At 70.0% G+C, this 25759-nt stretch carries 20 protein-coding genes; 3 read left to right on the forward strand and 17 right to left on the reverse strand.

Features of this window, described 5'->3' with window-relative positions; translation table 11 throughout:
* Window positions 1-3 precede the first annotated feature (3 nt).
* From APAU_RS13600 to APAU_RS11650, 6 genes are all read right to left on the reverse strand, one after another.
* Window positions 4-1407 carry an MFS transporter gene (locus APAU_RS13600; protein ID WP_006301950.1) on the reverse strand — a complete coding sequence of 468 codons (1404 nt, stop codon included), beginning with the start codon at window positions 1405-1407 and terminating at the stop codon, window positions 4-6.
* Entirely contained in the window at window positions 1404-2873 is a 1470-nt protein-coding gene (locus tag APAU_RS11625) for an ATP-binding protein (RefSeq protein WP_006301951.1), read from the reverse strand. The genes APAU_RS13600 and APAU_RS11625 overlap by 4 nt, the downstream gene beginning before the upstream one ends.
* A gap of 133 nt (window positions 2874-3006) precedes the next feature.
* The gene (locus tag APAU_RS11630; RefSeq protein WP_006301952.1) at window positions 3007-5631 is read right to left on the reverse strand and encodes a cation-translocating P-type ATPase; all 2625 of its coding nucleotides are present in this window, start codon (window positions 5629-5631) and stop codon (window positions 3007-3009) included.
* 106 nt (window positions 5632-5737) lie between these two features.
* The gene (locus APAU_RS11635) at window positions 5738-6697 is read right to left on the reverse strand and encodes a TolB family protein (protein WP_006301953.1); all 960 of its coding nucleotides are present in this window, start codon (window positions 6695-6697) and stop codon (window positions 5738-5740) included.
* A gap of 169 nt (window positions 6698-6866) precedes the next feature.
* A complete protein-coding gene (locus APAU_RS11645; protein ID WP_006301954.1) occupies window positions 6867-8177 on the reverse strand; it encodes a glycine/betaine/sarcosine/D-proline family reductase selenoprotein B in 1311 nt (436 codons plus the stop codon).
* 13 nt (window positions 8178-8190) lie between these two features.
* Window positions 8191-9474 (reverse strand): glycine/sarcosine/betaine reductase component B subunit, encoded by a 1284-nt coding sequence (locus tag APAU_RS11650; protein WP_006301955.1) that lies wholly within the window; start codon window positions 9472-9474, stop codon window positions 8191-8193.
* A 191-nt stretch (window positions 9475-9665) separates the two neighbouring features.
* Between APAU_RS11650 and APAU_RS11655 the strand changes: the two genes are divergently transcribed.
* On the forward strand, window positions 9666-10874 hold the full coding sequence (locus tag APAU_RS11655; RefSeq protein ID WP_006301956.1) for a CdaR family transcriptional regulator: 1209 nt from the start codon (window positions 9666-9668) through the stop codon (window positions 10872-10874).
* A 254-nt stretch (window positions 10875-11128) separates the two neighbouring features.
* Here the strand turns inward: APAU_RS11655 and APAU_RS11660 are convergent, their stop codons facing one another.
* The 5 genes from APAU_RS11660 to APAU_RS11680 form a co-directional block, all read right to left on the reverse strand.
* The gene (locus APAU_RS11660; RefSeq protein ID WP_006301957.1) at window positions 11129-11491 is read right to left on the reverse strand and encodes a tRNA-binding protein; all 363 of its coding nucleotides are present in this window, start codon (window positions 11489-11491) and stop codon (window positions 11129-11131) included.
* 355 nt (window positions 11492-11846) lie between these two features.
* Entirely contained in the window at window positions 11847-13028 is a 1182-nt protein-coding gene (locus APAU_RS11665) for a SpoIIE family protein phosphatase (protein WP_006301958.1), read from the reverse strand.
* Window positions 13025-14755 carry a [Fe-Fe] hydrogenase large subunit C-terminal domain-containing protein gene (locus APAU_RS14795; protein ID WP_006301959.1) on the reverse strand — a complete coding sequence of 577 codons (1731 nt, stop codon included), beginning with the start codon at window positions 14753-14755 and terminating at the stop codon, window positions 13025-13027. The genes APAU_RS11665 and APAU_RS14795 overlap by 4 nt, the downstream gene beginning before the upstream one ends.
* 8 nt (window positions 14756-14763) lie before the next feature.
* Window positions 14764-15048 carry a (2Fe-2S) ferredoxin domain-containing protein gene (locus APAU_RS11675; RefSeq protein WP_006301960.1) on the reverse strand — a complete coding sequence of 95 codons (285 nt, stop codon included), beginning with the start codon at window positions 15046-15048 and terminating at the stop codon, window positions 14764-14766.
* A gap of 225 nt (window positions 15049-15273) precedes the next feature.
* Window positions 15274-18063: a right-handed parallel beta-helix repeat-containing protein gene (locus APAU_RS11680; RefSeq protein WP_269490289.1), complete on the reverse strand. Its 2790-nt coding sequence runs from the start codon at window positions 18061-18063 to the stop codon at window positions 15274-15276.
* Between the two features lie 192 nt (window positions 18064-18255).
* Between APAU_RS11680 and APAU_RS11685 the strand changes: the two genes are divergently transcribed.
* A complete protein-coding gene (locus tag APAU_RS11685; protein ID WP_006301962.1) occupies window positions 18256-19695 on the forward strand; it encodes a helix-turn-helix domain-containing protein in 1440 nt (479 codons plus the stop codon).
* On the opposite strand, the gene APAU_RS11690 is transcribed toward APAU_RS11685, so the two are convergent.
* From APAU_RS11690 to APAU_RS11715, 6 genes are all read right to left on the reverse strand, one after another.
* On the reverse strand, window positions 19692-20408 hold the full coding sequence (locus tag APAU_RS11690) for an HD-GYP domain-containing protein (RefSeq protein WP_006301963.1): 717 nt from the start codon (window positions 20406-20408) through the stop codon (window positions 19692-19694). The genes APAU_RS11685 and APAU_RS11690 overlap by 4 nt on opposite strands.
* Before the next feature lie 113 nt (window positions 20409-20521).
* Entirely contained in the window at window positions 20522-20854 is a 333-nt protein-coding gene (locus tag APAU_RS11695; RefSeq protein ID WP_232207860.1) for a DUF2023 family protein, read from the reverse strand.
* A 31-nt stretch (window positions 20855-20885) separates the two neighbouring features.
* Window positions 20886-22913 carry a ferrous iron transport protein B gene (gene feoB / locus APAU_RS11700; RefSeq protein WP_006301965.1) on the reverse strand — a complete coding sequence of 676 codons (2028 nt, stop codon included), beginning with the start codon at window positions 22911-22913 and terminating at the stop codon, window positions 20886-20888.
* Complete coding sequence (locus APAU_RS11705) at window positions 22913-23191, reverse strand: FeoA family protein (RefSeq protein WP_156789498.1); 279 nt, start codon at window positions 23189-23191, stop codon at window positions 22913-22915. The genes feoB and APAU_RS11705 overlap by 1 nt, the downstream gene beginning before the upstream one ends.
* 99 nt (window positions 23192-23290) lie before the next feature.
* A complete protein-coding gene (locus APAU_RS11710) occupies window positions 23291-23524 on the reverse strand; it encodes a FeoA family protein (protein ID WP_006301967.1) in 234 nt (77 codons plus the stop codon).
* Entirely contained in the window at window positions 23524-24234 is a 711-nt protein-coding gene (locus tag APAU_RS11715; RefSeq protein ID WP_006301968.1) for a metal-dependent transcriptional regulator, read from the reverse strand. Before APAU_RS11715 ends, APAU_RS11710 begins: the two co-directional genes overlap by 1 nt.
* 319 nt (window positions 24235-24553) lie before the next feature.
* On the opposite strand from APAU_RS11715, the gene trpB reads away from it, so the two are divergent.
* Window positions 24554-25741 (forward strand): tryptophan synthase subunit beta, encoded by a 1188-nt coding sequence (gene trpB / locus APAU_RS11720; protein WP_006301969.1) that lies wholly within the window; start codon window positions 24554-24556, stop codon window positions 25739-25741.
* Window positions 25742-25759: the final 18 nt, after the last annotated feature.

Raw genomic sequence — 25759 nt, forward strand, 5'->3', positions numbered from 1 at the left:
GCCTCAGGCTTCCTCCCCCGTCCCACCGCCCTCCGGCCCCCTTCGGGTCCGGGCCAGGGACAGGACCATCCCCAGACAGCAGACCCCGGCGAAGAAGGCGAAGCACCGCCTCGTGGCCCCCAGCATGTCCCCGTACCGCTCCGGGGGGATGCCCTTCACCTGCCCCAGGGCCAGGAGGAAGGCGACGCCGCAGAGGATGATGCTGCACTGCATCCCCAGGTTGCGCATGAGGGAGTTGGACGCCGCCGCCATCCCCCGGCGCTCCGGGGGGGCCGCCTGCATGATGATGCTGGTGTTGGGGGCGGAGAAGAAGGAAATCCCCACCCCCACCAGCACCAGCCCCGTCACCAGCAGGGAGAGGGGGGTCTGTTCGGTGAGGCGGGAGAAGAGCACCAGCGCCGCGGCGATGAGCCCCATGCCCCCGGTGGCCACCCACGCGGGAGGCACCCGGGAGGCCAGCCACCCCGCCAGGGGGGAGAAGAACACCTGCATCAGGGGCTGGTACAGGGTGATCTTTCCCGCCTCCAGGGGGCTCATGCCTCGGTTGCACTGGAGGTACAGGGGCAGCAGGTACTGGGACCCGTAGGTGGCCAGGAAATTCAGAAACACCGCCCCGTTGGCCAGGGCGAAGACCCGGTTGGTCAGGAAGAGGCGCAGGTCGAACACCGGGTTCTCCGCCCGGGTCTGCCGCCGAAGGAAGAGGGCGAAGGCCAGGGCGCATCCCCCCAGGAGCCAGGGCCCCCAGGGGGAGGTGAGGCGGCTCGCCCCGGTCTGGAGGGACACCAGGGCCAGGGCGTAGAAGAGGATCCCCGGGACGTCCAGGGGGCCCCGGTTCCCTCCCCCGGGCCGGGTGGCGGGGACCAGCAGCTGCAGCAGCACCAGGGCCACCCCAGCGCCCCCGGCGGCGCTCCAGAAGATGCTGCGCCAGCCGAAGACCTCCGTGAGGGCTCCCCCCACGAAGCTCCCCACGGAGTTGCCGAAGTACACCAGCCCCGAGAGCACCCCCAGGGCGGTGGTGCGGTGCTTCGGGGGCACCACCCCCACGATGATGGGGGTGTTGGACACCACCAGAAAGGCCGAGGCCACCCCCTGGATCCCCCGCAGCAGCAGGAGGGACCGGAACCCCTGGGCCAGGAGGGGCACCAGCAGGTTGGAGAGGATGAAGAAACCGCAGCCGAACACCAGGGTCCGCTTGGGACCGTAGGTGTCCGACACCTTCCCGAAGGGGACGATGCAGACGCTGGAGCAGAGCAGGTACACCGACGTGAGGAGGCTCAGGGACGACGGGGAGACCGCCAGTTCCGTGCCGATGGTCTTGAGGGCCAGGTTCACCGACGAGGACAGGTAGGTGGACAGGAAGGACGTGAGCCCCGTGGCGAAGACCACCAGGACCAGGCGGAGGCTCACGGGCGCCCCCCCGGGAGGAAGACCTCCGGGCTCTGGCGGCGCAGGAACGCCAGGATCTCCCCGGCGCTTTCCTGATGGAGGTGGATTTCCTCCGGGTCCAGGGGCGGGCCGCCGATCCGCTGGAGCTGGAGGGCGTCCTTCCCGTCGGAGGTGCCGTCTGGAAAGACCCCGGAGTAGACGAACCCCAGCCGGGCCGCCGTCTCCGCCAGGGGGATCGCCCCCGGGTCCTCCAGGTTCAGGGAGAGGAGGATGCAGGCCACCTCCTGCTCCCGAAGCAGCTCCGTGTAGGCCTCCAGGCGGGCGCAGGCCGCCCCGCCCCCCCGAAGCTCCAGGGTCGCCCGGTTCCACACCAGGTCCCGGTCCAGGGAGCCGTCCTCCCGCTCCGTCGGGTCCGCCGGGTTCCCCAGCTCCACCGGCAGGTCCAGCCACCCGTAGGTCCGAAGGATCAGGTCCCGGTACCGTTCCGGGGGGTACACCACCCGACGGGGCCGGGGGTTCAGGGGGTGCACGTTCAGCACCGTGGTCACCCGGTCCCCCGGGCGGGCTCCCTCCACGAAGACCCCCGGGGAAGAGGCCAGGCGGATCCCCACGGTGCGCCTCCCGTAGCGCTCGCTCACCTTCTGGGTGGCGGTGTGGTTCGTCACGGAGAGGGAGAAGATCCCCCGGAGGCCGCTGCGGAAAGCGTCCCGGTGGGCCTCCTCGGCGAGCTGCCCGAAGACCCCCTCCCGGCGCCGCTCCGGGCGCACGAAGGCCGCCCCCATCTCCCCCACCGACGCGTCGATCCTCTTGCGGATCAGGGCATAGTGGCCGTGCACCGTGCCCCCCTCGTCCACGGCGATCCAGGAGCGCATGAGCCCCCCCCGGTTCTTCTCCAGAAGCTGTTCGGGGTAGTAGATCACGTCCTTGTAGGCGTAGCGGTACACGTCGTAGGCGCACACCGCCACCGCCAGGGCGTCCGCCTCGTCCCGGAGCAGACGGTATTCCATCCGTCCCGCCACCGGCACCCCCTCCGCGGGGAGGGGGGGGCGGACCTCCTCCCCCAGGAGGGGGGAGGGGAAGGCCTTGAACAGGGTCAGCTCCCGCCCCTGTTTCTCCAGGTAGCGCCAGCTGAGGGAGTCCACGCTGTGTCGCATGAGGAAGAGCCCCAGCCCCGCCTGGGAGGTCTCGCAGTCCTCCGGGCTGAACTGGGGGAGCTTGCGGAAGTCGAAGGGGCGCCCCGGGGCCAGGAGGCGGAAGCGCACCGCCGAGGAATCCACGCCCACGGTGACCTTCAGGGGCTCCTCCCGGTCGGCGGCACCTCCCTGCTCCATCAGGGCCGTCAGCCCCTCTTCCAGGGCCAGTTCCAGATCCTGCCGGGTCCGGCCGGGAATCCGAAGGCTCTCGCAGAGGGCCAGGACAAACCCCTGGACCGCGGCGATGCTGGAGGGTTCCTGGGGAACGGAGAGTTCCGCTTCGTAGACTTTCATCGGATGGGACGAACCTCCTCCGGGACGGATGGGAAGCGGCAGGACCGGCGCCTCGGGGGATCGAGCCAACGCGGCACCGTCGCGAAATCGTAGCACGAAACCCCCCTTCCGGAACGGCCTCCCGGCGCCCCCTTCAGATGGGAGAGGTACGGTCCCGGGACAGGAGTTTGCGGACCTGACACAGCGCCGTGGGCAGCAGGGCCCCTGCGGCCACGCAGCCCCACTGGGGAGCGGAGAGGGGGGCGATGTCCAGCACCTCCTGGAGGAGGGGGACGTGGGCCGCCGCCACCTGGACCAGCAGGGTGGCGACGATCCCTCCCAGCAGAAGGGGGTTGGAGATCAGCTGCCTCGGGTCCCGGAGGAAGGACTCCCGGCGCAGGTTCAGGACGAAGCAGAGCTGCGCCGTCACCAGGGTGAAGAAGGCCACCTCGCTGGCCCCCCGGTAGTCCCCCGGGCGGAGGACCAGGCAGGCGCCGTAGGCCCCCAGGACCCCCAGGGTCAGCAGGAGGCCCTGGACGAGGATCCGCCACCGCAGGGGACGGGGCAGCAGGTCCTCCTCCCGGGCCCGGGGGGGACGACGCATCACCCCGGGCTCCGCGGGGTCCAGGGCCAGGGTCAGGGCGGGGACCACGTCGGTGGCCAGGTTCACCCAGAGGATCTGCAAAGGGGTCAGGAGGGTGGGCAGGTTCGCCGCCAGCCCCAGGAACACCGTGAACACCTCCGAGAGGTTGCAGCAGAGGAGGAAGAGGATGGCCTTGCGGATGTTGTCGAAGATCCGCCGCCCCTCCTCCACCGCGTCCACGATGGTGGCGAAGCGGTCGTCCTTCAGGACCACGTCCCCCGCCTCCTTGCTCACCTCCGTGCCCGTGATCCCCATGGCCACCCCCACGTCGGCGGCCTTGAGGGCGGGGGCGTCGTTCACCCCGTCCCCGGTCATGGCCACCACCTCTCCCGCCTCCCGCAGGGCCTGGACCAGCCGGACCTTGTGTTCCGGGGCCACCCGGGCCAGCACCGCCAGGTCCTTCGCCGCCTCCGCCACCCGGTCCTCCGGCAGGGCCCCGAACTCCCTGCCCGTGATCCCCCGGAGCCCCTCCCGCAGGATCCCCGTCTCCTCCGCCACCGCCCGGGCGGTGAGCAGGTGGTCCCCCGTCACCAGGATCACCCGAATCCCCGCCTCCCCGCAGGCCGCCACCGCCCCCCGGACCTCCGGACGGGGCGGGTCCAGGATACCCGCCACCCCCAGCAGGGCGGCCCCTTCCCGGTCCTCCCCGGAGGCGAAGGCCAGGGTCCTCATCCCCTGTGCCGCCAGCGCCGCCACCCGCTTTCGCCACCCCTCCCGGGCGGGCTCGTCCAGGGGGCTTCGTCCCTCCGGGGTCCGGACGTACCGAAGCTCCTCCAGGAGCCTCTCCGGGGCTCCCTTGATCGCCACCCCCGCGGCGTGAAACGTGACCATCCTCATGGTGGAGGAATCGAAGGGCTCCTCGTCCAGACGGGGTTCCGCCGCCCGGAGCCCCTCCGGGTCGACCCCCGCGTCCCGGGCGGCCCGGAGGAGGGCCGTCTCCATGGGGTCTCCGATGTCCCCGTCCCGCCCCAGTGCCCCGTTGTTGCACAGGGCCGCCACCCGCCAAAGCTCCCCCTCCTCCCCCGGCACGGCGGGCAGGAGGACCCGGAGGGTCATGCGGTTCTCCGTGATGGTGCCGGTCTTGTCGGAGCACACCACGGTAGTGCTCCCCAGGGTCTCCACCGCCGCCAGGTTCCGCACCAGGGCGCGGCGGCGGGCCATCTGCCGGACCCCCACGGCCAGGGTCATGGTGGCCACGAAGGGCAGCCCCTCCGGCACCGCCGCCACCGCCAGGGCGATGCCCGTCTCCAGCATCTCCAGCAGGGGGCGGCCCTGCAGGGAGCCCAGGACCACCACCGCCCCGCCCACCCCCAGCACCAGCCAGACCAGGAAGCGTGAGAAGCGCTCCAGCCGCTCCTCCAAGGGGGTGCGCCCCTTGTCGAGGCGGGTCAGGAGCCCCCCGATGCGCCCCATCTCCGTGGCCGCCCCGGTGGCGAAGACCAGGGCCCGGGCGGTGCCCCGGACCAGGGACGTCCCGGCGAAGAGACAGTTCCGCCGATCCCCCAGATCCGTCTCCTCCGGGAGGGGATCGGCGTGTTTTTCCACCGGCACGGACTCCCCCGTGAGGGACGCCTCCCCGGCGGCAAGGCGGGAGGCCTGGAGGATCCGGGCGTCCGCCCCGGGGATGTCCCCCGCCTCCAGGACCAGCAGGTCCCCGGGCACCAGGTCCGCCGCGTCCACCACCTTGGCGACCCCCTCCCGCACCACCCGGGCGGTGGGGGAGGTCATCTTCTTCAGGGCCTGAAGGGAACGCTCCGCCCGGTACTCCGTGGCGAAGCCGATGAGCCCGTTGACCAGCACCACCGCTCCGATGGCCCCCGCGTCCAGGAGGTCCCCCATGGCGATACTGATCCCCGCCGCCCCCGCCAGGAGGAAGACCATGCCCCCCCGAAACTGGCGCAGGAGCACCCGCCACCAGGGGACCGAGGCCTCCCGGGACAGGACGTTGGGACCGAAGCGCTCCCGTCTTCTTTCCGCCTCCTCCTCCGAAAGCCCCCGCTCCGGGTCCGAACCCAGGAGGCGGAGAACCTCCTCGCCGGAGAGGGCATGGGCGGAGGGAACCCCGCCCCCCGGGACAGGGACCTCCTGGCCGCTTCGAGATAATCCCGTCGCCGCCCGTGTCCTGTCCTCCTCCATGGTCTCCCTCCTTGCCTGGCCCTCACCCGTTGCGGGGAAGGAATCTCCCCGTTCTTCCATCCTCTGCGGGACCTTGGATCGTCAACTCAAACGCGACAGGGTGGAGCTACCTCACGGAACAGGAGGGGTGCATTCCCTCCAGCCCCAGGGGGGTCACCTTCCCCTGAGGATCCATCCGGTAGAGCCGGAACCGAATCCGCAGTCCCTCTCCCTTTCCCGTCACGTCCCGGACACCGAAACCGTCAAACACCACCCCGCCGTCCGCCAGAGGAGAAGGATGAGACGCGGAGAGGGAAGAGGGGGAGAGACGACGCCGCTCTCCCCCTGGAAGGAGGAGCCCCACCTCCGAGGCGGGTTCCGACACCGCCCGAGCTACCGGGTGGGAAGCGTCGAGTCGGGCCCCGTCGAAGAGCCAGGCTCCGTCGGGGAGGGGACAGAGCCGCAGGGCGCTGTCCGGCGACAGGCTCCCCAACACCTCTTTGAGGGGACGCCGCTCCGTCAGCGTCCCGGAGAGATCGAACCGGTAGAGGGTCCGTAGGTCCTGGGCGTAGAGGCTCTCTCCCCGGGGATCCCAGGCGGGGGAGTAGACCCCTCCGGGCAGAGAAGGGAAGAGATGCAGCCCCGTGCCGTCCGGAGCCGCCACCCCCAGGGTCCAGTTCGACGCTTTCCGGTCCCAGTGGTTGAAGACCAGGAGCTTCCCGTCGGGGGACCACCGGGGACCGTAGCTGTTGTCCCCAGGGAGGGGGAGCACCCGCAGGGAACGGTTCTCCAGATCCAGCACCGCCACGGTCCGCCCTCCCCGGGAATCCGAGCGGGTGAAGGCCACCCGGGTTCCCTCGGGGGAGATCTCCGGATCCGCCCCCCGGGCCACCGACAGGGGCTTTCGGGCGGACAGGTCCGACAGCCAGATCCGGTCGTCCCCGGGGCGCTGGAACACCAGCCGGCCCGGCAACGCCGCCGCCGGGCCGGGACCCACCAGACAGATCCCCCAAAGCAGAAGCCCCAGGAGGCCCCCGGCGGGGAATCGGATCGGACGACGGGACAGCATCGCAGGGTTTCGGGACATGGCCGTTCCTCCTCGACATCAGGGTGGCGCCATTGTACCCCAACGAACCGACCCACCAGGGGGGAAACCGAGGGAGGAGCGGGAGGCCCAAGGCCCCCCACTCCTCCGGGTGATTCGAATCCCCGATCGGGATGGAAAGCCCCGACCCAGCGTGCTTGCTTTGCTTCCCCTACTCCTCGAAGACCGTCTGCTCCCGGATCTCCGTGCCCAGGGCCTTCAACGCCCGAAGGAGCAGCTCCCGTCGTGCCTTTCGGTCCCCCTCGGGCCCCTCGTCGGGACGCCCCACCGGATGGGGGATGGCTACCCCCGGCACGATCCGGTTGGCCCCCACGGTGAGCATGATGGGCACGATGGTGGCGATCTGCACCACCGGAATCCCCGCAACCCGCTCGATCTCCCGGGTCATCGATGCGCCGCATCGAGTGCAGGTGCCTCAGGTGGCGGTGAGGATCGCCCCGTCCACCCCCGCGGCCTTGAGTTCCTCCCCGATCTCCCGGCCGAAGCGCTCCGCGTGGGCCACCGCGGTGCCCGTGCCGGTGGTGGAGTAGAACATCCCGTAGACCCCCCCGATGACCCCCTCCCGCTCCAGCTCCCGCAGGCCGTCCAGGGGCACCACCACGTTGGGGTCCCGGTTGGCCCAGGTGCGGTCGTACCCCCCGTGGACGGACTCGAAGGTCTCGGGGGTCATGCGGTCCAGGACGGAGATGTCGTAGCGCCCCCAGCTTTCCGCGGAGGAGACCCGGATGCGGTCCGGGTTCCCCTGGGGCACCACCCCCCCGGAGGTGACCAGGGCGAGGACGGCCTTGGAGAGGTCCCTCAGGGGCGGGGCCGGGGGGATCTTCTTGAAGGTGGGCATCTCCAGCTCCGTGCGGAAGGGACGCCCCGCCAGCTTGTCCAAAAGCAGGGCCACCCCGCGCTCCGCCGCGTTCACCTCCTGGGGGAATCCCTTGCGGATCCCCCGGTGGAGGTACCCCTCCAGCCGGGCGGGGCCCAGGGGCTCCCCGCTGGCCAGCTTCCGGGCCAGGGCGGCGGTGCGGGCCAGGGTGTCCCGCATTCCCGCGGCGCTCTCCGGGGCGGGGACGATGAAGGTCCGTCGCCGGTACAGCTCCACCCCCGGGTTCTCCGGGTGCAGGGCCGTGAGGGTGGGGATCCCCAGCTCCTCCCCCACGGCGGCGCACAGGTCCCCGCAGGCCAGGCCGTAGCGTCCCGCGTTGAAGGCGGGTCCCGCCACGAACAGGTCCGGCCGCAGGTCCTTCACCAGGGCGAGGCAGGCGGCCCGGCACGCCTCGGTACGCTCCCCGTAGGCGTTGTCCCCGCAGACCACCGTGCCCACCACCTCCGCGCCCTCTCCCAACAGCTCTCCCAGCTTCGCCGCGGGCCCAACGGCCCCGGGGCGGACCAGGGGATCCAGGCCCGCCGCTTCCTCTCCCCCCATCCCCGCGTAGAACTGGTTCAGGTAGCACACCACCCGGACGGTCATGCCCTTCCCCTCCTCAAATCCACTCGCAGCCCAGACGGCTGAAGCCCTGCTCGTTGGTGGAGCCGATGACGGACTGAAGCTCCACCTTCATGGACCCGTCGGGAGCCAGGCTCTCCGCGCTGCCCCCGGAGAGCACCGCGATGGCCTTCGGATCCCCCAGCACCCGCTCCATGGGGGGCACCCAGATCATCTCGTTCACGTTCCCCGTGGAGACGAAGGCATCCATCTCCGGGGTGGCGTCCGCCAGGCTCTGGCTGGCCCCGTCGGTCCCTGCCGCCTCGTCGGCGATCACCACCACCCGGATCCCCGCCCGCTCCAGCTCCCGGGCGTTGAGGCACAGGTCCGTGTCGGGGTTTCCGTACCCCTCCTCCGTGACCACCACCCCCTGGGCCCCCAGGGACCGGGCCAGGTTCCGGTTCATGGAGGCCGCCCGGAGCTTGCCTTCCAGCATCACGTCCTCCAGGGTGGGTACCACTCCCAGGAAGACCAGGTCCACCCCGTGGCGCCGGTACAGGGCCTGCACCACCGGGTCGTTCACGTGGTGGTAGGTGGTGTTCTTGTCGCAGGCGGAGACGCAGTTCCCCGACACCAGGGCCCCGTCCAGCACCTCATTGGGGTGCAGCAGGGTGGGGAGACTCCTCTTCAGGTCCACCCCGTATACGTAGGTGTCGTGGAGCAGCCCCTGGGTGATGGACATGCACAGGTAGAGCACCCGGGGAAGGTCCGGGTGGGCGGCGCAGGCCTCCGGGAGGGATTCCCGCTCGTAGACCCGCACCTCGTCGGGGGACGCCCCGGCGCAGCGCGAGGCCAGGTGCTCCGCCAGCTTCAGTCCCGCGAGGCGCAGGGCCGCCTCGTAGCCGTGGGGCTCCAGCCCCTCCCGGGGGACGGCGGTGAGCACCACGTTGCAGGTCCCGGAGAAGGGGGTGTAGTCCGCCCCGGGGCCGCTCATGTCGATGAACCCTTCCTGGAAGCCCACCACGGGGCCGCAGGTCACCACCGCCGCCCCCTCCAGCACCAGGGTGACCCCTTCTCCCGCGGAGCCCATGGGGGCACAGAAGCCCGGGAAGTAGCCCTTGCCCCCCTCCAGCTTGGTCCGAGGCTCCACCACGTCCTTCACGGGGATGAGGCGCACCCTCTCCCCCGGGCAGGCCAGGTCCAGCTCCAGGGAGGCGAAGCGTTCGTCCGCCGCCGCCGCCAGAGCCTCCTCCCGACACACCTGAAGGACCCCGTCCCGGACCTCCGTGACGGGACCAAAGCGCAGCCCCTTCACCCGAACCCGCCGCTGTTCCAACCGCATGACCCTTCCCCCTCTCCCTGGCATTCCCACGAGGTCAGTCTAGGAGGACAGGGGGCGGAAGCGCATGGGGCGGCGGACCAAACCCTCGCCTCGGGGGGATGGCCCTTTTCGTGCATCTGCATAAAAATGTGGGGAGGCAAGCGGGAAAGCCCGGGACCAGGTTTGGACGAAACCACAAGGGAGGTGGGGCCTTGCTGCGGGAGGTGGCCCAGGAGATCGCGGAGAGCGCCAGCGGCATCATCGGGCACGGGGTGATCCTCACGGACGAACGAGGGGTGGTGATCGGGGCCAGCGACCCCTCCCGCCTGGGACAGCGCCACGGCCCCTCCCTGGACTGCCTGCAAAGCGGCCGTCTGGAGGTCACCGACGAGGCCCAGGCCCGGGAACGGGAGGTGCTCCCGGGGGTGACGGTGCCCGTTTCGGTGGCGGGAAGGTACGTGGGCACCCTGGCCATCTCCGGACCCCCGGGGGAGGTGGCCCGGTACGGAAGGCTGGTGCAGAGCCAGGCGGAGATCCTGCTGCGGGAGCAGGCCCTGACGGAATCGACCCTGCTTCGGGAGCAGGCCCTGCGGGACCTGGTGCGGGAGATCGGGGCCTTCGACCCCCTCCGCTCGGGGATCACCCCCCTCCTGACCAGGGGGCGGGAGCTGGGGGTGGACCTGAGGCTGCCCCGGCGGGCCCTGGCCCTGGAGGTGCGGGGGCAGAGGCCCTGCGGGAGGGGGCCGGAGGATCGGGCCGAGGAAGGGCGGATCCTGGAGGCCCTTCGGGAGGCCTTTCCCCACCCCCAGGATCTGCGGGTGGGCCTGGGGGAGTGTCGCTTCGCCCTCCTGGTCCTGGAAGGACGGGAGGGCTCCTCGGGGGAGGATCGGGTGGAGGAACGAGCCAGGGGGCTCCTGGCAACCCTGAAGGGCCTGGGTTGGGAGGCCTTCGCGGGGATGGGGCACCCTGCGGCGGGTCCGGAGGGGCTGCCCGGCTCCTGGGAGGAGGCCCTGGAGGCCCTGGACCTGGGGCTTCGTCTGGGGCGCGGCCCGGGGCTCTACCCCCTTCGGGACTGGGCGGTGGAGTCGGCGCTTCTGTCCGCCGCCCCCTCCCGGCTGGACCGGCTGGTGCGGGACACCCTGCCGAGCCGGGCAGCCCGGGACCGGGAGGAGCTGGCCCGCACCTTCCTGGCCTGGTGCGAATCCCCCTTCGCCCCCGGGGAGGTGGCCCGCAGGCTCCACCTGCACCGGAACACCCTGGCCTACCGGCTGGACCGGATCCGACGCCTCACGGGGCTGGACCCCCGGGACTTCCGCCAGGCCTTCCGCCTCTACCTGGCCCTCATCGCCCGGGAGCTGCGGGAGGGGACACCTCGAGAACGGGGAGAACCCGACGACCACGCCCCCGGGGCGGGACCGTGACGTCGACAGGGAAGCCGCCCGTTTCTTCCACAAAAGGGGCGAGGGGGAGGACATGCTCGCCCCTGAGAGGCAACCCGCCGAAGGGGTACGGGTGTCGCCCTTCCGTTCATGAAAGGTCCTCCCCCAGGGAAACCAAGGGACAGGACCTGATGGTCTCGAAATCGTAGCGCATGCAAAAGACCAAAGTCTGGGAGACCGCCGGTTCAGGTCCGTTTCCAGGGACCGGGCATCCCGCGGCGGAGGGACACGGCCTCCTACCCCGCCCTCGTTCCGTTGGGGACCGGTGTCTCGGGCTGAGCCAGCACCGGTCGGATCCCGTCGGCATAGCCGATGTCGAAGAGCATGCCCTCCGAGAGGACCCCCCGGATCCGCCTAGGAGGGAGATTCACCACAAACAGAGCTTGGCGCCCCTCCACTTCTTCCGGATGCTCCCGCTCCTGCCGCAGCCCCACCACGATCCGACGCCGATGATCCCCCAAGTCCACCTCCAGCACCACCAGCTTGTCCGAACGTTCCACCGGCTCCACCCGCAGGATGGTGCCTACCCGAACGTCCAGCTTCTCCAGGACCTCCGTTTCCACCTCCGGCTTCACCGGAGCGGGGGCAAAGGGATTCATGGTCTCGTCTCCTCCTTGGGAACCCGTCATCCTTGCCTACGCAACCGTCCCTCTTCCTCCCCCCTTCAAGGGTCCCCCAAGGCAGAAAGACAATCCCAGCCGTATGGGACACCCCCGAAAGGGTACCTTCTCGGCGAGCCCGATCCTTCACGGATGCCGCCCCCGGGATCTCGGGAACCGAGGCGAAAAGGCACTGCGTCCCGTATTCCCCAAGGGTACAGGAAATAGTATAGCCCTCCGATCCGGCAGAGCACGAAGGGAGCGTCCCTGCTTCTACCCTTCCTCCCCGAAGAGGACCTTCTCCATGACGGCAAGGATGCCCCGCCGGTGGAGAGGGGCTTTCTCCTTCGGTTTCCTAAAGGTAGCGCACGAAGGTCCTCTTGAGGTACCGGGTCTCCAGAAGGGCCGCCAGGCTTCGCACCAGCCCCCGGCGCATTTCGATCTCCACGGGCAGGGAGGGGTCCTGGTGGGCCTCGTTGATCCGGGTCCCCACCACGAACTCGATGACGTCGCTGTCCAGGAGCAGGTCCACCAGACGGCGGGCCCCGTCCCGGGGCTCGTCCAAGACCCCTTCGGTCTCCAGAAGCCGCCGGGCCTTGGTGAGGGTGAGGATCCCCTCCGTCACCAGGTCCACCCCCTCCATGCGGGACAGGGGGGGGAGGTTCCGGGTGGAGGTGCGCAGGTCCGTCTCCAGGGGACGCCCCAGCTCCCGGGAGACGATCTCCGCGGTGGTGCCCCCGCACACCACCGTGCGCCCCTCGAAGCCCGTCAGGAGGTGAGCGAACTCCCCGTCCCGGGAGGGGTCGAAGGGAGGTCCCGTGAGCACCCGACACCTCCGGGGGGTCCGGAAGTAGAGCACCGCGCAGGTCATGTCGTCCCCCGGGCGGTGCTGGGGCTCCTTCCAGAGGGCATCCCGCAGGACGGCCCGGCTCAGGCGATGGGCGGAGACCTGGGGATCCCGGCGGACCCGGTCCAGCACGAAGGCCTTCATCCGTTCCTCCCCCCAGCCCAGGGGGAACGCCGGGCTCCCCATGCCCGCCTGGGTGATGCCGTCGGACAGGAGCACCAGACGGTCCCCGGGGCGCGTGGCCACCTCGCTCTGCCGGAGGGTGCGGGCCTTCCAGCGGGAGGAGGAGAAGGAACGCTTCCCCACCGGGACCGCCTCCCCGTCCCGGACGAGGAGCACCCCCGGGTTGTCCATCTCCATGATGCGGGTCCACCCGTGGAGCACCGCCTCCACCACCGTGAAGGTGGCGTAGCTGATCCCCCTCTGGCGGCACACGGGCAGGGCGTCCATCATCACGTCCGCGGACCGGAGGAACTCCATCTTCCCCTCCACGAACTTGAGGGCCATGGAGGCGGTCATGGAAGAGAGCACGTTGGCCTTCACCCCGCTGCCCAGTCCGTCGGAGAGCACCACGATGATCCGCCCCTCCCCCTCCACCCGGCGGGTGAGGAAGCTGTCCCCGCAGATGCGCTGCCCCTCCTTGCAGCACTGGGCCACGTCCACCTCCAGAAACAGGGAGTCATCCTTCACGGCCGGTCCGCTCCCCCTTCCCGGGTCCGGGGGTCCGCGTAGCCCTCGGCGATGGACCGAAGGAGCATCTCCGTCTCCGCCATGTGCTCCCCCAGGCGGCAGGCGATCTCCTGCACCGTGGAGAGGTTCCGGCGGATGACCTCCTCCGCCCGTTGGGCGATCTGCTCCCGCTTGATCTCCCGGTGGGTCACGTCCATCACCACCCCCCCCACGGTCTGCCCCGGATCGATGGGGAAGAGGGTGAGGTCGAAGAGCTGGTCCTTGTGGCGCAGCAGGTCCAGGTGCAGGTCCTCCCCCGTCTCCAAGGTGGCCCGAAAGAGGTCCGGGAAGGGGACGATCCGGTCCAGACGGGCCCCTTTGAGCCCCTCGCAGGCCCGGTAGGCCAGCAGGGCGTCCTCCCCGAAGAGGACGGCGAAGTGCTCGTTGCACTCCACGATGTTCAGGTCCCGGTCCACGATCACCACCCCCGAGGGCATGCACCGCAGCAGGGCGTTGGCCTTCCTCTGGGCCTGGTTGCGCATGTGGGATACGCACATGCTGGGCTCCGCCCTCCCCAGGACCAGGGCCCGGGCGAAGGCCCGGCAGGTGTCGTAGCCGCAGCCCCCGCAGTTCAGCTCGTCCTCCCGGCTCACCTTGCCCACCTGCCGGAGGGCGAGGCGGATCGCGTCCTCCCCCGGCTCCTCCACGTCCTCGGGACAGGACACGTAGGCCTGATGGAGTTCCAGTGTGGGGAGGCGGCGGATGGGCGCCTCGGGCACCTGGGCGTGCCCCTCCACCTGAGCCCGGCGCCAGAGCACCGGCGTGGTGGCCCGAGACCCCGGGCCGTTGACGCACCCCCCGGGACAGGCGAGACACTCCAGGAAACAGGGAACGTCCAGGGAGCCCGGGTCCAGCCCCTGCAGGGAGATGCGCAGGGCCTCCAGCCCCGAGACGGTGGCGAACCGAACCCGCTCCAGCCCCCCCTGGGCCCGGAGGGTCTCCGTCATACCTCCCTCCACGGGGTACAGGGCTCCCTCCTCCGCCTCCCGCAACAGGAACCGCCCCGTGGGGGGCAGGCTCCAGGGGTCCAGCCCCCGCTCCTCCAGCCACCGGTAGAGATCGTCGAAGGTCAGGGAGGCCTCCACTTCCCGAGGCCACCGATCCGCCTCCCGCTTCTTCGCCACGCAGGGCCCCACAAACACCACCGCCGTCTCCGCCCCCAAGGCCTCCCGAAGCAGACCGGCGTGGGCCCGCAGGGGAGAGGGCAGGGGCGTCAGGGAGCCCACCAGGTCGGGCAGGTACTTCTCCACGTACTCCACCGAGGCGGGACAGGCGGTGGAGAGGTACAGCCCCGGAGGGACGTCCTGGAGAAGCCGGGCGGTGGAAGCGCTCACCTCCTGGGCCCCCAGGGCGGTCTCCCCCACCCCGGCGAACCCCAGGGCCTCCAGGGCCGCCACCAGGGACCCCGCGGGAAGGTCCGGGAACTCCCCCACCCAGGAGGGGGCCAGGGAAACCACGACGGTGCGCCCCGAGGCCAACAGCTCCTCCACCCGGGAGCGATCGTCCCGGATGCACTTGGCCTTGGCCGGGCAGACCTCCACGCAGAGGCCGCAGGAGACGCACAGCTCCGGCAGCACCCGGGCGTGCCCCTCCTCCAGGCGGATGGCCTTCACGGGACACTGGCGCAGGCACTTGAAACAGTCGTGGCAGTTGTTCGTTTGGGTGTAGACGGGAAAGACCCGATCCATGGGATCGCCTAAAGCAGCTCCCGCTCCAGCAGGGCGGGAAGGTCTTCCTGGTTGATCCGGGGGAACAGCCGATCCCCGATGCGCAGGTTCGGCCCCTGGGTGCAGGCCCCCTCGCAGCGGCTGCCCACCAGGGACACCCGATCCTCCATCCGGTGGTCCTTCAGGAACTGCCGGATCACCTCCAGGTTCTTCTGGTTCCCCCGGGCGAAACAGGAACTGCCCATGCAGAGGGTCAAGACCACCCGCTCCCCCTTCTCCGTCGCGCTTCCCACCGGCTCTCCGCTTTCCGCCACCGCCGCTCCCCCCGTCCCTCGGTTTGTGCAAAAATTAACTTTACCCCCGATCCCTCCATCCTAACATCCCCTGCGGGGCCGTCAAGGGAACCCCCGCAACCCGCCCCCGGCTCAAGACGCCCTCTCCCCTGCCGAACATGCAAAATGCCGGGGAGCCCCTGGCCCCCCGGCGAAAGGACGCGGTTTCGGTCCGGACGGACCGTTTCAGGCGACCCGGCGGCCCCTTCAGCGAGGCGCGCCCCCCTTGTCGTCCGGGATGTCGGAAATCCCCCTCCGTTTCCCTCGGTGACCCGAGGCCAACAGGGGCAGCAGGAGGACCGGCAGGCCGAAGCCCAGGAAGCAGCCCCCTCCGCCGCCGGAACCGGTGGGAGACACGGACACGGGGGACGTCGTCGTGGGCGTGGGGCTTCCCGGTACCCCCGAGGCGGGTACCGCCAGCAGGACGTTCAGGGTCCGGGCCGTCAGGACGCCGTCGGCCTTCCCGTCCAGGTCGTAGGGCCCCCCGTCGGCCAGGGGAAGGGGCAGCCAGGTCTCGGAGGAGGCGGAGCGGGCAGAGAAGCGCACGCTCTGGGGCAGCCACCACTTGCGGGTGGCGGGGTTCCACACCAGACACGCCCAACGGTAGGCATAGCCCCCTTCGAGGTGCAGGGGAGAGGGGATCTTCAGGGTCACCACCCCCCCCGGATCGGTGAGGTAGGTCACCGTGCCCCCCTGTCCCGTCAGCACCACCTGGTAGAGCAGGGGATCGATGCCCGCGCCGAGCAGGGCTTCGAGCATCTCCGGAGACAGGTCCACATTCCCGGGGTTGGACCTTCCCGTGATCGGCAGGTCCGAAGGAGGGACGGGGGTGGGGGACACCAGGGGCGTGCCGCCCTCTACGGTGACCGACGGCTCCGGCAGCCCCGAGGGAAGCGGGTAGGGAAAGGGGGTCGGAGAAGGTCCCGGCGTGGGGGAGGGACCGGGCGTGGGGGTGGGACCCGGCGTGGGCGTCACGGCGGCGGGATCCAGCTCGTAGGCTCCCATGTCGTACCCCGCCCCCTTGGGGCGCCCCACCCCCCGCTGGTCCGTGGCGGGAGCCCCGCCGTCCGTCCCCCCGTCCACGGCGGAGCTGCCCCAGGGCAGGGCACAGGTCTTGGTGGGGCCGCCGTTGTCCGCCAAGGGGCCCAGGTTCGGGTTGGCGAAGCGGTTTCCCGTTCCCGAAAAGCCTCCCTTGACGACGCAGTAGGTCACGGTGGGCCAAAGGGCGCCGGAAAACTCCTCCGTGCTTTCGTTCCAGAAGATGCAGTTCTTCGCCGTGATGTTCCCGCTACCCGTACACGCCACCACGGTTCCCGCAGAGGCGCTGTTGCCCGACAGCGTGCAGTTGGTCAACGTGGCGTTTTGCAGGGTGTACAGACCCCCTCCGTTCGCCGCGTTGTTGCCCGAAAGGGTGCCGTTCGTCAGCGTGACGGTGCTGGCGTTGCACAGGCCCCCTCCGTTCGTGGCGCTGTTGCCCGACAACGTGCAGGCCGTCAACGTGGCGTTTTGCGCGTTGTACAAGCCCCCTCCGCCCGCCGCGCTGTTCCCCGAAAGAGTGCAGTGGGTCAACGTCGCGGTACCGCTGGCGTTGTACAAGCCCCCGCCGCAGATCGTGGCGCTGTTGCCCGACAACGTGCAGGCCGTCAACGTGGCGCTTTGCGCGTTGTGCAGGCCCCCTCCGTCCTCCGCGCTGCCCCCCGAGAGGGTGCAGTCCGTCAGCGTCACGGTGGCGTTGTCGTTGCACACCCCCCCGCCCCGCAGAACCGCCGTGTTGTCCGAAAAGGTGCAGCGGGTCAACGTGGCGGTACCGCCTTGACGGTTGTGAAAACCCCCACCGTGGTTCGTGGCGCTGTTCCCCGAAAGGGTGCAGTCGGCCATGACCAGGGTGCCGCTGTAATCGCTCAGTCCCCCGCCGTACTTTGCGCTGTTCCCCGAAAGGGTGCAGCCCGTCAGCGTCTGGTTGCCGGTTAGGTTGACCAACCCCCCGCCGTAGTCCGTGGCGCTGTTGCCCGAAAGGGTGCAGCCCGTCAGCGTCTGGTTGCCGCCGTCAACGCACATCCCCCCGCCGTACTTTGCGCTGTTCCCCGAAAGGGTGCAATGGGACAGGGTTGGGTTGCCGCCCCCCTGGTTGTACAGCCCCCCACCCCGTTCCGTGGCGCTGTTGCCCGACAACGTGCAGTCCGTCAACACCGGGGTGCTGTTGACGCTGTACACCCCCCCACCGAAGCTCGTGGCGCTGTTCCCCGACAATGTACAGCCTGTCAGCACCGCGTTGCCCCCCGAAAGAGCGTGGATCGCGCCTCCGAGGTCTGCCGTGTTCCCCGTAAAGGTGCTGTTCGTCACCGTAGGGCTGCAGGCGATGACGAACATGCCCCCTCCCCACTTCGTCGCAGCGTTCCCCGAGAAGGTGCAGTTCGCCACCGTGACGCTGGAAAGGTCGATGAGCATCCCGCCGGCGCGGGAGGTGGTGTCGTGGGGGTTACCCACGTCCGCTCTTCCCCCGGTGACGGTGAAGCCGTCGAGGACGGCGGTGGCGTCCGTACCATTCGCCGTCACCACGTGGTAGCTGTTGTCCGTCGCACTTGCGGGGTCGCCGAGGTTCCCCGAGAGGATCGTGACGTTTCCCGCTGCGTTCCGCTGGGTTCGGGCCGTCTCGGTGCCTCCGAAGCCGCCGTAGAGGGCCACGCCGGTCTTCAGGACGAAGGACACGCTCCGGTCCGCATCGGCGGTGGGGTTGTACGTCCCCGCCGCCACCCAAAACTCCGTGGCCCCGTTTCCGGGCGCCCCGCCTAACACCGTGCGGAACTCCGCCTCGCCGCAGGCGTCGGCCCAGCTGCTGCCGTCCTTCGCCCCCGCGCCGCTCGGGGTGACGCGCACCACCGCCGCCTCCGCCCGCAGGCACATCAGGGAAAGGACCAGCGCGAAGACCCCCACCCACCGCAACCAAGGACGACCTGCACGCATCTCCATCCCCATCTCCTCCCTCTCCTCTTCCATCCGCCGCACCCGCAAGCTCTCGGCGAGGGCACGACGAACCGGCCCCTTCGGGAGGCTTGGGGGAAAGCTACCAGAGGCAGGGGGGGTCTCCAAGGGTGATTTTTCTCACCCCCCCGAGGAAAGCCCGTAACCGCAAGGGCTTAGAGGACCTTCCTTTTTCGTGTTATGCTTGAAAAAAGGGGAGGTGGGAGGGTGGTCGACGCTCTGGGCCTGGGGTCCATCCTTCTCTGGCAGTGGCTCACGGTCCTCCGGGGATCCCTGTTCTCCCCGTCTTCCGGGACCTTCTTCGCGGAACCTCGCATGGCCTATGCGTTCTTCTCCCTGGTGCTCTGCGGGACCTTCCTGGCCCTCTCCCGCTGGGGAAACCGCCTTTCCCCCCGGTGGTGGCGCGTCGCCCCCTGGGTGGCCGCGGGGCTCATGTCCCTGGCGTGGCTTCCCCAGGGTGCGGGGCTTCGCCGGATTCCCGAGGCGGGGGTCTTCCTCGCCCTGGGCCTTCCCGCCGTGGGATCGGCGATCCAGCTGACCCTCTGGGAATGGCGCTTGGCCTTCGCCCCCTTCTCGGGACAGGCCTCCGTCTTCGGCGTGGCCTGCGCCGTGAGGACGGGGGGGGTCCTGCTGGTCTCCCTGCTCTTCCCCCCCCTGCTCCCCTTCCTGGCGAGGGCGCTCCCCTTCCTGGGAGCGCTGCTCTGGGCTCCCCCTCACCGGGACCTCCCCGCCGCCTTCGGGCCTCCGGGAAAGCGGGTCTTCCCCCTTCGGCCCGCCCTTCGAGCGGCGTCGTTCTTCCTCCTCTCCGCCCTGTTCCTCTCCCTGCTTCTGGGGCGGGAAACCCCGGGGACCGGCCTGGCGAAGGTGTTCTGCGACCCCCTCTACACCCTGGGGGCGCTGGGCGTGGGGGCGGCGCTGCGCTTCGTCCCGGGGCTGGAGCTTCGGAGGATCCACCTCGGGGCGGAAGCCTTCCTCGTCCTGGGCTTTCTGGCCTTCGCCGCCCTGGGGGAGAAGCACCCCCTCGTCCCCCTGGCGCTCCTCCAGACGGGGGCAGGGATCTTCGGGGCCTACGTGTTCACCCTGATCCTCTACCTGGGGGGAAGGGCGGGGCATGCGGGTGCCCTCTCCGTGGTGGCCGCGGGGCAGCTGGTGGTGACGGGTTCCGTGACGGCGGGGCTGCTTCTGACCGACGCGGTGGGATCCCTGGCCCAGCGGGAGGGGGTTCCCTTCGTCCTGGCCGTGAGCCTCCTGGGGGTGGGGCTGTTGTTCTTCTCCAACCTGCTCCTCCGGGACGACCGGGACACCTTCGCGGGCTGCGATCTCTACGACGGAGAGGGAGAAACGGGGCTCCCGGATCCCCTCCGGGAGGAGGGCACCCCTCCGAGGACCCCGACGGAGGAGGGGCGGGGGGGGCCCTCCGCCTGGGAGGAGGACCGGCTGCACCTCCAGCTTCTGCAGGAGGCGCTGTCCCGCCAGGAGGTCCGGGTGGCCCTGCTGGTGGCCCGGGGACACTCCAACGAGGACATCGCCCGACAACTGAACATCACCGGCAACACCCTCCGGACCCACATGAAGAACATCCACCGGAAACTGGGCTCCGCCAACCGGCAGGAGCTGCAGTCCCGGCTGCTGCACCGAACCCCTTAGCTTCGGGAAACCCCCTCCCCCGCGCCGCTTCCCACCGGGACGAGCATCCCCTCCCGGGGCACCCCCCGGGGGACCCGGACGGAGTGCATCAGATCCCCGTGGAGGGCCTCCTCCACCGCGAGGAAGGCCACGTCCCGAGCCCGGAGCAGCCGGGCCTCCACCTGGCGGAAGGCCTCCACCACCCGGGGGTCGAACTGTTCCCCCTCGTGATCCAGGATCTCCCCCAGGGCCACTTCGTGCGGCATCCCCCGCCGGTAGGGACGCTGGGCGGTCATGGCGTCGTAGGCGTCCGCCAGGGCGATGATGCGGGACTCCAGGGGGATGCGCTCCCCCGCCAACCCGTCGGGGTAGCCCCAGCCGTCCCACCGTTCGTGGTGGTGCAGCACCGTCCGCACCAGGTCCTGGGGGAAGCGGATCTTCCGAAGGATCTCCGCCCCGATGCGGGGGTGCTCCTGGATGGCCCGGCGTTCTCCTTCGCTCAGGCTGCCGGGCTTGTTGAGCACCCCGTCGGGCACCCCGATCTTCCCGATGTCGTGGAGCAGCGCGGCGATCCAGAGCCCCTGCCGGGCCGGGCGCGCAAGCCCCAGGGTTTCCCCCAGGAGCAGGCTGATCCGGGCCACCCGGCCGGAGTGACGCCGGGTCAGGGGATCCCGAACCTCCAGGGTGGCGAGGATGGCGAAGGTCAGCGAGGACAGATTCGAAGGCAAGGTCACGGGTCATCTCCTGCTCGTGGGATCGGTCTCTCCTCATAGGGCCAGCGGCGCGAAGGGTTCACGCCGCTGGCCCAGAGGGAAGGGAAGGAAAGGAGGGTGCAGTTCCCGAGAGGTCAGCCTACGAGGCGTTCGCGGCTTCGCTCCCGGAAATCGAGAAAGCGTCGGCACTGCTGGAGCTTGTCGTACCCCAGGAGGATTCCCAGGATGAAGTCCTCCTCCTCTGTCCATTCCGTCAGGTTGGGCTTGGCGATGCGGCGCACCACCTCCACGCAGAGGGGGTTGCCGAAGAACAGGTTCACCCGGGAACACCCCAGGGGGTAGGCCACGTAGGCGATTTCCTCTTTTCGGAGCCGCGCCTCCATCTCGCAGAGGTGCTCCGTCAGGGTGGTGTGGAGGATCAGCTGCCGCACCCCCTTGAGGTACTCGTACACGTGGTGCAGAAACACCTGCAAGGCCATCGCCTCCTTGATCGGTTCTCTAGCCCAGCCCCAGAAGCCGCCCCGCCTGGAACACGGCCAGAGCCAGGACGTAGGCCACCCCGGTGCTGTAGAGGACGAAGAAGGCGGTCCACTTCCAGCTGTTGGTCTCCCGGTAGTAGGCCCCCACCACCGCCACGCAGGGCACGTAGAGCAGGGTCATCACCATGAAGGACAGGGCGCTCAAGGGGGTGAACAGGGCGGGCAGAGCCCCCGCCAGGGCCTCTTCCCCCGTGCCCAGGAGGGTCCCGAAGGTCCCCACCACCACTTCCTTGGCCAAGAAGCCGAAGAACAGGGCCACCCCGGCCTGCCAGAACCCGAAGCCCAAGGGGGCGAAGATGGGGGCCAACAGGTGTCCCAGACGCCCCACCAGGCTCTCCGCGGAACCGTACTCCACCCCGAGGGGCAGGCTCGCCAGGGCCCACACCAACAGCACCGCCCCGAAGATCACCGTGCCGGCCTTGCGGACGAAGAGCCACGCCCGCTCCCCGGCGCTTCGCACCACCGTGAGGGCCTTGGGCAACCGGTAGGGAGGCAGTTCCATGACGAACTGGGAGGTCTCCCCGGAGAAGAGGGTCCCCGCCAGGACCTTGGCGGACACCACCGCCACGGCGATGCCCAGGACGTACAGGGCGAACACCACGTTCCCCGCGCTTTGCCCGAAGAAGGTTCCCGCGAAGAGCAGGAACACGGGAAGCCGGGCGGAACAGCTGACGAAGGGCAGCACCAGCAGGGTGATCTGCCGGTCCCGGGGGCTGTCCAGGATGCGGGTGCCCATGATGGCGGGGACGCCGCAGCCGAAGCCGATGAGCATGGGGATGAAGCTCTTCCCGTGAAGGCCCAAGGCCCTCATGATCCGGTCCATGACGAAGGCCCCTCGGGCCATGTACCCCGAATCCTCCAGCAGGGCGATGAAGGCGAAGAGGATGAAGATGTGGGGCACGAAGACCACCACGGAGCCCACGCCTCCCAAGAGGCCGTCCACCACGAAGCTCTGGAGGACCGAACCCGCGCCCTGGGCCTCCAGCCAGCCCGTCACGGCCTCCCCGAAGGTCCCCAGGACCCCCTCCAGCCACTCCGCCGTGGGGTCCCCCACCAGGAAGGTGGTGCGGAACATGACCCAGGCCACCGCCAGGAAGAGGGGCAACCCCAGGAACCGGTTCGTCACCACCCGGTCCACCCGGTCCGAGAGGGAAAGGGTCGTCTTGTAGGCAGGGTCGAAGGACACCGCCTGTCCCGTCAGGGAGGAGACGAAGTGCCAGCGCCGCTCGATCACCCCGGTCTGCAGGTCCATGCCCACCGCCGCCTCCAGGGTGCGGTTCTCCTCGGCGATCCGCTCCTCCAGGAGCCGCCGTCCCTCGTCGTCCAACATCGCCCCGATCCGGGGGTCTCCCTCCGCCGCCAGCACCGCACCCCGTTCCCCCGGGATGCCCGACCTCCCCCGGAGCCGGGGGGCCAGGAACTCCCCCAGGCGCCCCAGGGAGGCCTCAATCTGCCTGCCGTAGGGGATCGCCAGGGGGCGCGCGCCGGCGGCGTCGTCCAACCGGGCGGAAAGCCGCCGCTTCAGCTCCTCCGCCCCTTCCCCGGTGCGGGCCACCGTGGGAACCACGGGCACCCCCAGCAGATCCTCCAGCTTCTTCGGGTCCACCCGAACCCCCTGGTCCGTGGCGGCGTCCACCATGTTCAGGGCCACCAGCACCGGGGCCCCCGCCTCCAGAAGCTGCACCACCAAATAGAGACTGCGCTCCAGGTTGGAAGCGTCCACCACCGCCACCACCGCCTTGGGGGCGGCGGTCTGCAGGAACTCCGAGGCGATCTGCTCGTCCACCGAGGCGGCTCCCAGGCTGTACACCCCCGGGAGGTCCACCAGCAGGACATCCCCCTCGGGCAGCCGAAGCCGCCCCTCCTTGCGCTCCACCGTCACCCCGGGCCAGTTCCCCACCTTCTGGCGGGACCCGGTGAGGACGTTGAACAGACTGGTCTTGCCCGTGTTGGGGTTTCCCGCCAGGGCCACCACGGAAGCAGACATCAGCGACATCCCCCGCAACCGCCACAACCGCCGCAGCCGCCGCCGCAGAGGGCCACCCGGACCGACTGGGCCTCGGGCAGGCGCAGGCTCAGCTCGTAGCCCCGAAAGACCACCGAGACCGGGTCGCCCAGGGGAGCCCGACGCTGCACCCGCACCTCCGTCCCCGGCACCAGGCCCATGTCCAGCACCCGCCGGCGCAGGTCCTTATCCCCCTCCACCCCCGTCACCCGGGCTGCGATCCCGGGAGCCAGCTCCGAAAGCCGCGTTTCCTTTGCCATACCCATACCCGACCCCTCCAGAACTCTTTGTTTTATCTTCCAAACACGAGTGAACCCCAAAGAAAACCCGGCTCGCGCCGGGGAAAGAAACCTCCGTCTTCAGGCGGCGTCGTCCTGGACCACGAAGACCCTTCCCGCCATCTCCCGTCCCATGGCCATGCGGCAGCTTCCTCCCCGATGGATCAGCACCGCCCCCCCATCAGCGCGCAGCACCGTCAGGCTCGCCCCGGGGATGATGCCCATCTCCGCAAGCCTCTGGGCCATGCAGCAGCCCCCCGCCACCCGGACCACGCACACCCGGGAACCCTCCCGGGCCATCGTCAAGGGACACATCACCCTTCCACCTCCTCACTCTCCACCCAGACCGTTGCCGCCTCGCTCCGCCGGAGGGCCAGACGCCCTCCCCGGATCTCCACGTCCAAGGGGTCCCCCAGGGGGGAGAACCCCCGATGCACCAGAAGCGTCCCCGGGACGAAGCCCTGCTCCAGAAGCCTCTTTCGCAGGACCCCCTCGGCGGTGACCCGGACCACCCGATAGCGGGAACCCGATTCCCCCATGGTCAGGGGGCGGGGCAACCGAACCGGATCGTTCAACCGCGCCTGAAGCTCCTCCATCCAGGGAGCCCCTTCCCGGAGCCCCTTTCCCAGGTAATCCGTCAGGAGAAACAGGCGCGCCTCGGAATTCTCGTCCAGCAGGTGTTCCATCTCGCAGGCCAGGTTCACCGCGTGGTCCCTTCGGATCCCCAGGACCTCCCCGAAGAGAAAGGAGAGGATCTGGTGGCGCCGGTAGATGGTCAGGGCTTTCTGACGGCCTGCCTCAGTGAGGGAGGGGGTGCCGTAGCGCTCGTGGTCCAGGAGCCCTTCTTCCACCAGCTTCTTCAGGGCCGGGACCACGGTGCCCTTGGTGACGGAAAGCCGCTCCGCCAGACGGGTGACCGTGGGGCTTCCCCCCCGGACCTCCTCGTCGAACACCGCTTCCAGATAGTCCTCGATGCGTGCGGTGGGTATGACGAGCCCCTCCCCTCTGTTTGGGTTACAAAACATCCTACCTCCCCTCCGGAGCATCGTCAAGAGCGGCCGCCCCAAGTCGGCGGGGGAAGGGGGCTTGACAGAACCCCGGACCTGCTGCTAAGGTCCCGGGCATGACGACTATGGTGAACCTCTCGGGCACGACGATGACTTCCCTTTGGTGGCGGCGCTTCTAGCGTCGCCGTAGACCCGGCTGTGGCATTCGGGGCTGCGGGGACATCCTTCCCGCAGCCCCTTTTCTATTCCTCACGTGGCACCGAGGGAGGGGCTCGCGAATCCAAGCGAAGCCCCTCCCTTTTTCTTATCCATCCAAACCCTAGAGGAGGCAGACGAGATGACCACCCAGACGAGCGTAGCGGAGAAGAAGGGCTATTTCGGAGAGTACGGAGGCAGCTTCGTGCCCGAGGGGCTTCAGCCCCGGCTGGACGAGCTGGAGCAGGCCTACGAGGACGCGCGCAGCGACCCCGCCTTCGGGGCGGAGTACGCCCGGCTGCTGAAGGAGTACGTGGGGCGTCCCTCGGCGCTGACGGAGTGCGCCAACCTCTTCCGGCACCTGGGGGGCGGGCGGCTCTTCCTGAAGCGGGAGGACCTGAACCACACGGGGGCCCACAAGATCAACAACGCCCTGGGGCAGGCCCTGCTGGCCAAACGCATGGGCAAGACGGAACTCATCGCCGAGACGGGGGCGGGGATGCACGGCACCGCCAGCGCCACCGTCGCGGCCCTGATGGGGATGCACTGCACCGTCTACATGGGAGAGGTGGACGTGGCTCGCCAGGCTCCCAACGTGGCCCGCATGAAGGCCCTGGGGGCGGAGGTGGTGTCGGTGAGGGAGGGACAGCGCACCCTGAAGGAGGCGGTGGACGCGGCCCTGGTGGCCTTCGCCACCCGGCCGGAGACCTTCTATCTCCTGGGCTCCGCAGTGGGACCCCACCCCTACCCGGGGATGGTGCGGGACTTCCAGAGCGTCATCGGCCGGGAGGCCCGGCAGCAGTTCCTCCAGAGGGAGGGGCGTCTGCCGGACTACGGGGTGGCCTGCGTGGGAGGGGGCAGCAACGCCATCGGGCTGTTCTCGGGCTTCCTGGAGGACCCCTCGGTGCGGCTGGTAGGGGTGGAGCCCTCGGGCCGGGGACTCCAGACGGGGGACCACGCCGCCACCCTCACCGCCGGGGCCCCGGGGGTGATCCACGGCTTCCGCTCCTACGTCCTGGCGGACGACCGGGGGGAGCCCGCCCAGGTGTACAGCATCTCCGCCGGGCTGGACTACCCCGGGGTGGGTCCGGAACACGCCCACCTGAAGGACACGGGACGGGTGCGCTACGAGATCGCCTCGGACCGGGAGGCCCTGGACGCCTTCCGGCTCCTCTGCCGCCACGAGGGGATCATCCCCGCCCTGGAGAGTTCCCACGCCCTGGCCTACGCCCTGCGCCTGCTTCCGACCCTGAAGGGGGACCAGACGGTGCTGGTGAACCTCTCCGGCCGGGGGGACAAGGACCTGGACACCGCCCTTCCCCTGCTGTAGACACCCCGAGGGGGGCGT

The sequence above is a fragment of the Aminomonas paucivorans DSM 12260 genome (genome assembly GCF_000165795.1).
In the GTDB taxonomy this organism is placed as follows: domain Bacteria; phylum Synergistota; class Synergistia; order Synergistales; family Synergistaceae; genus Aminomonas; species Aminomonas paucivorans.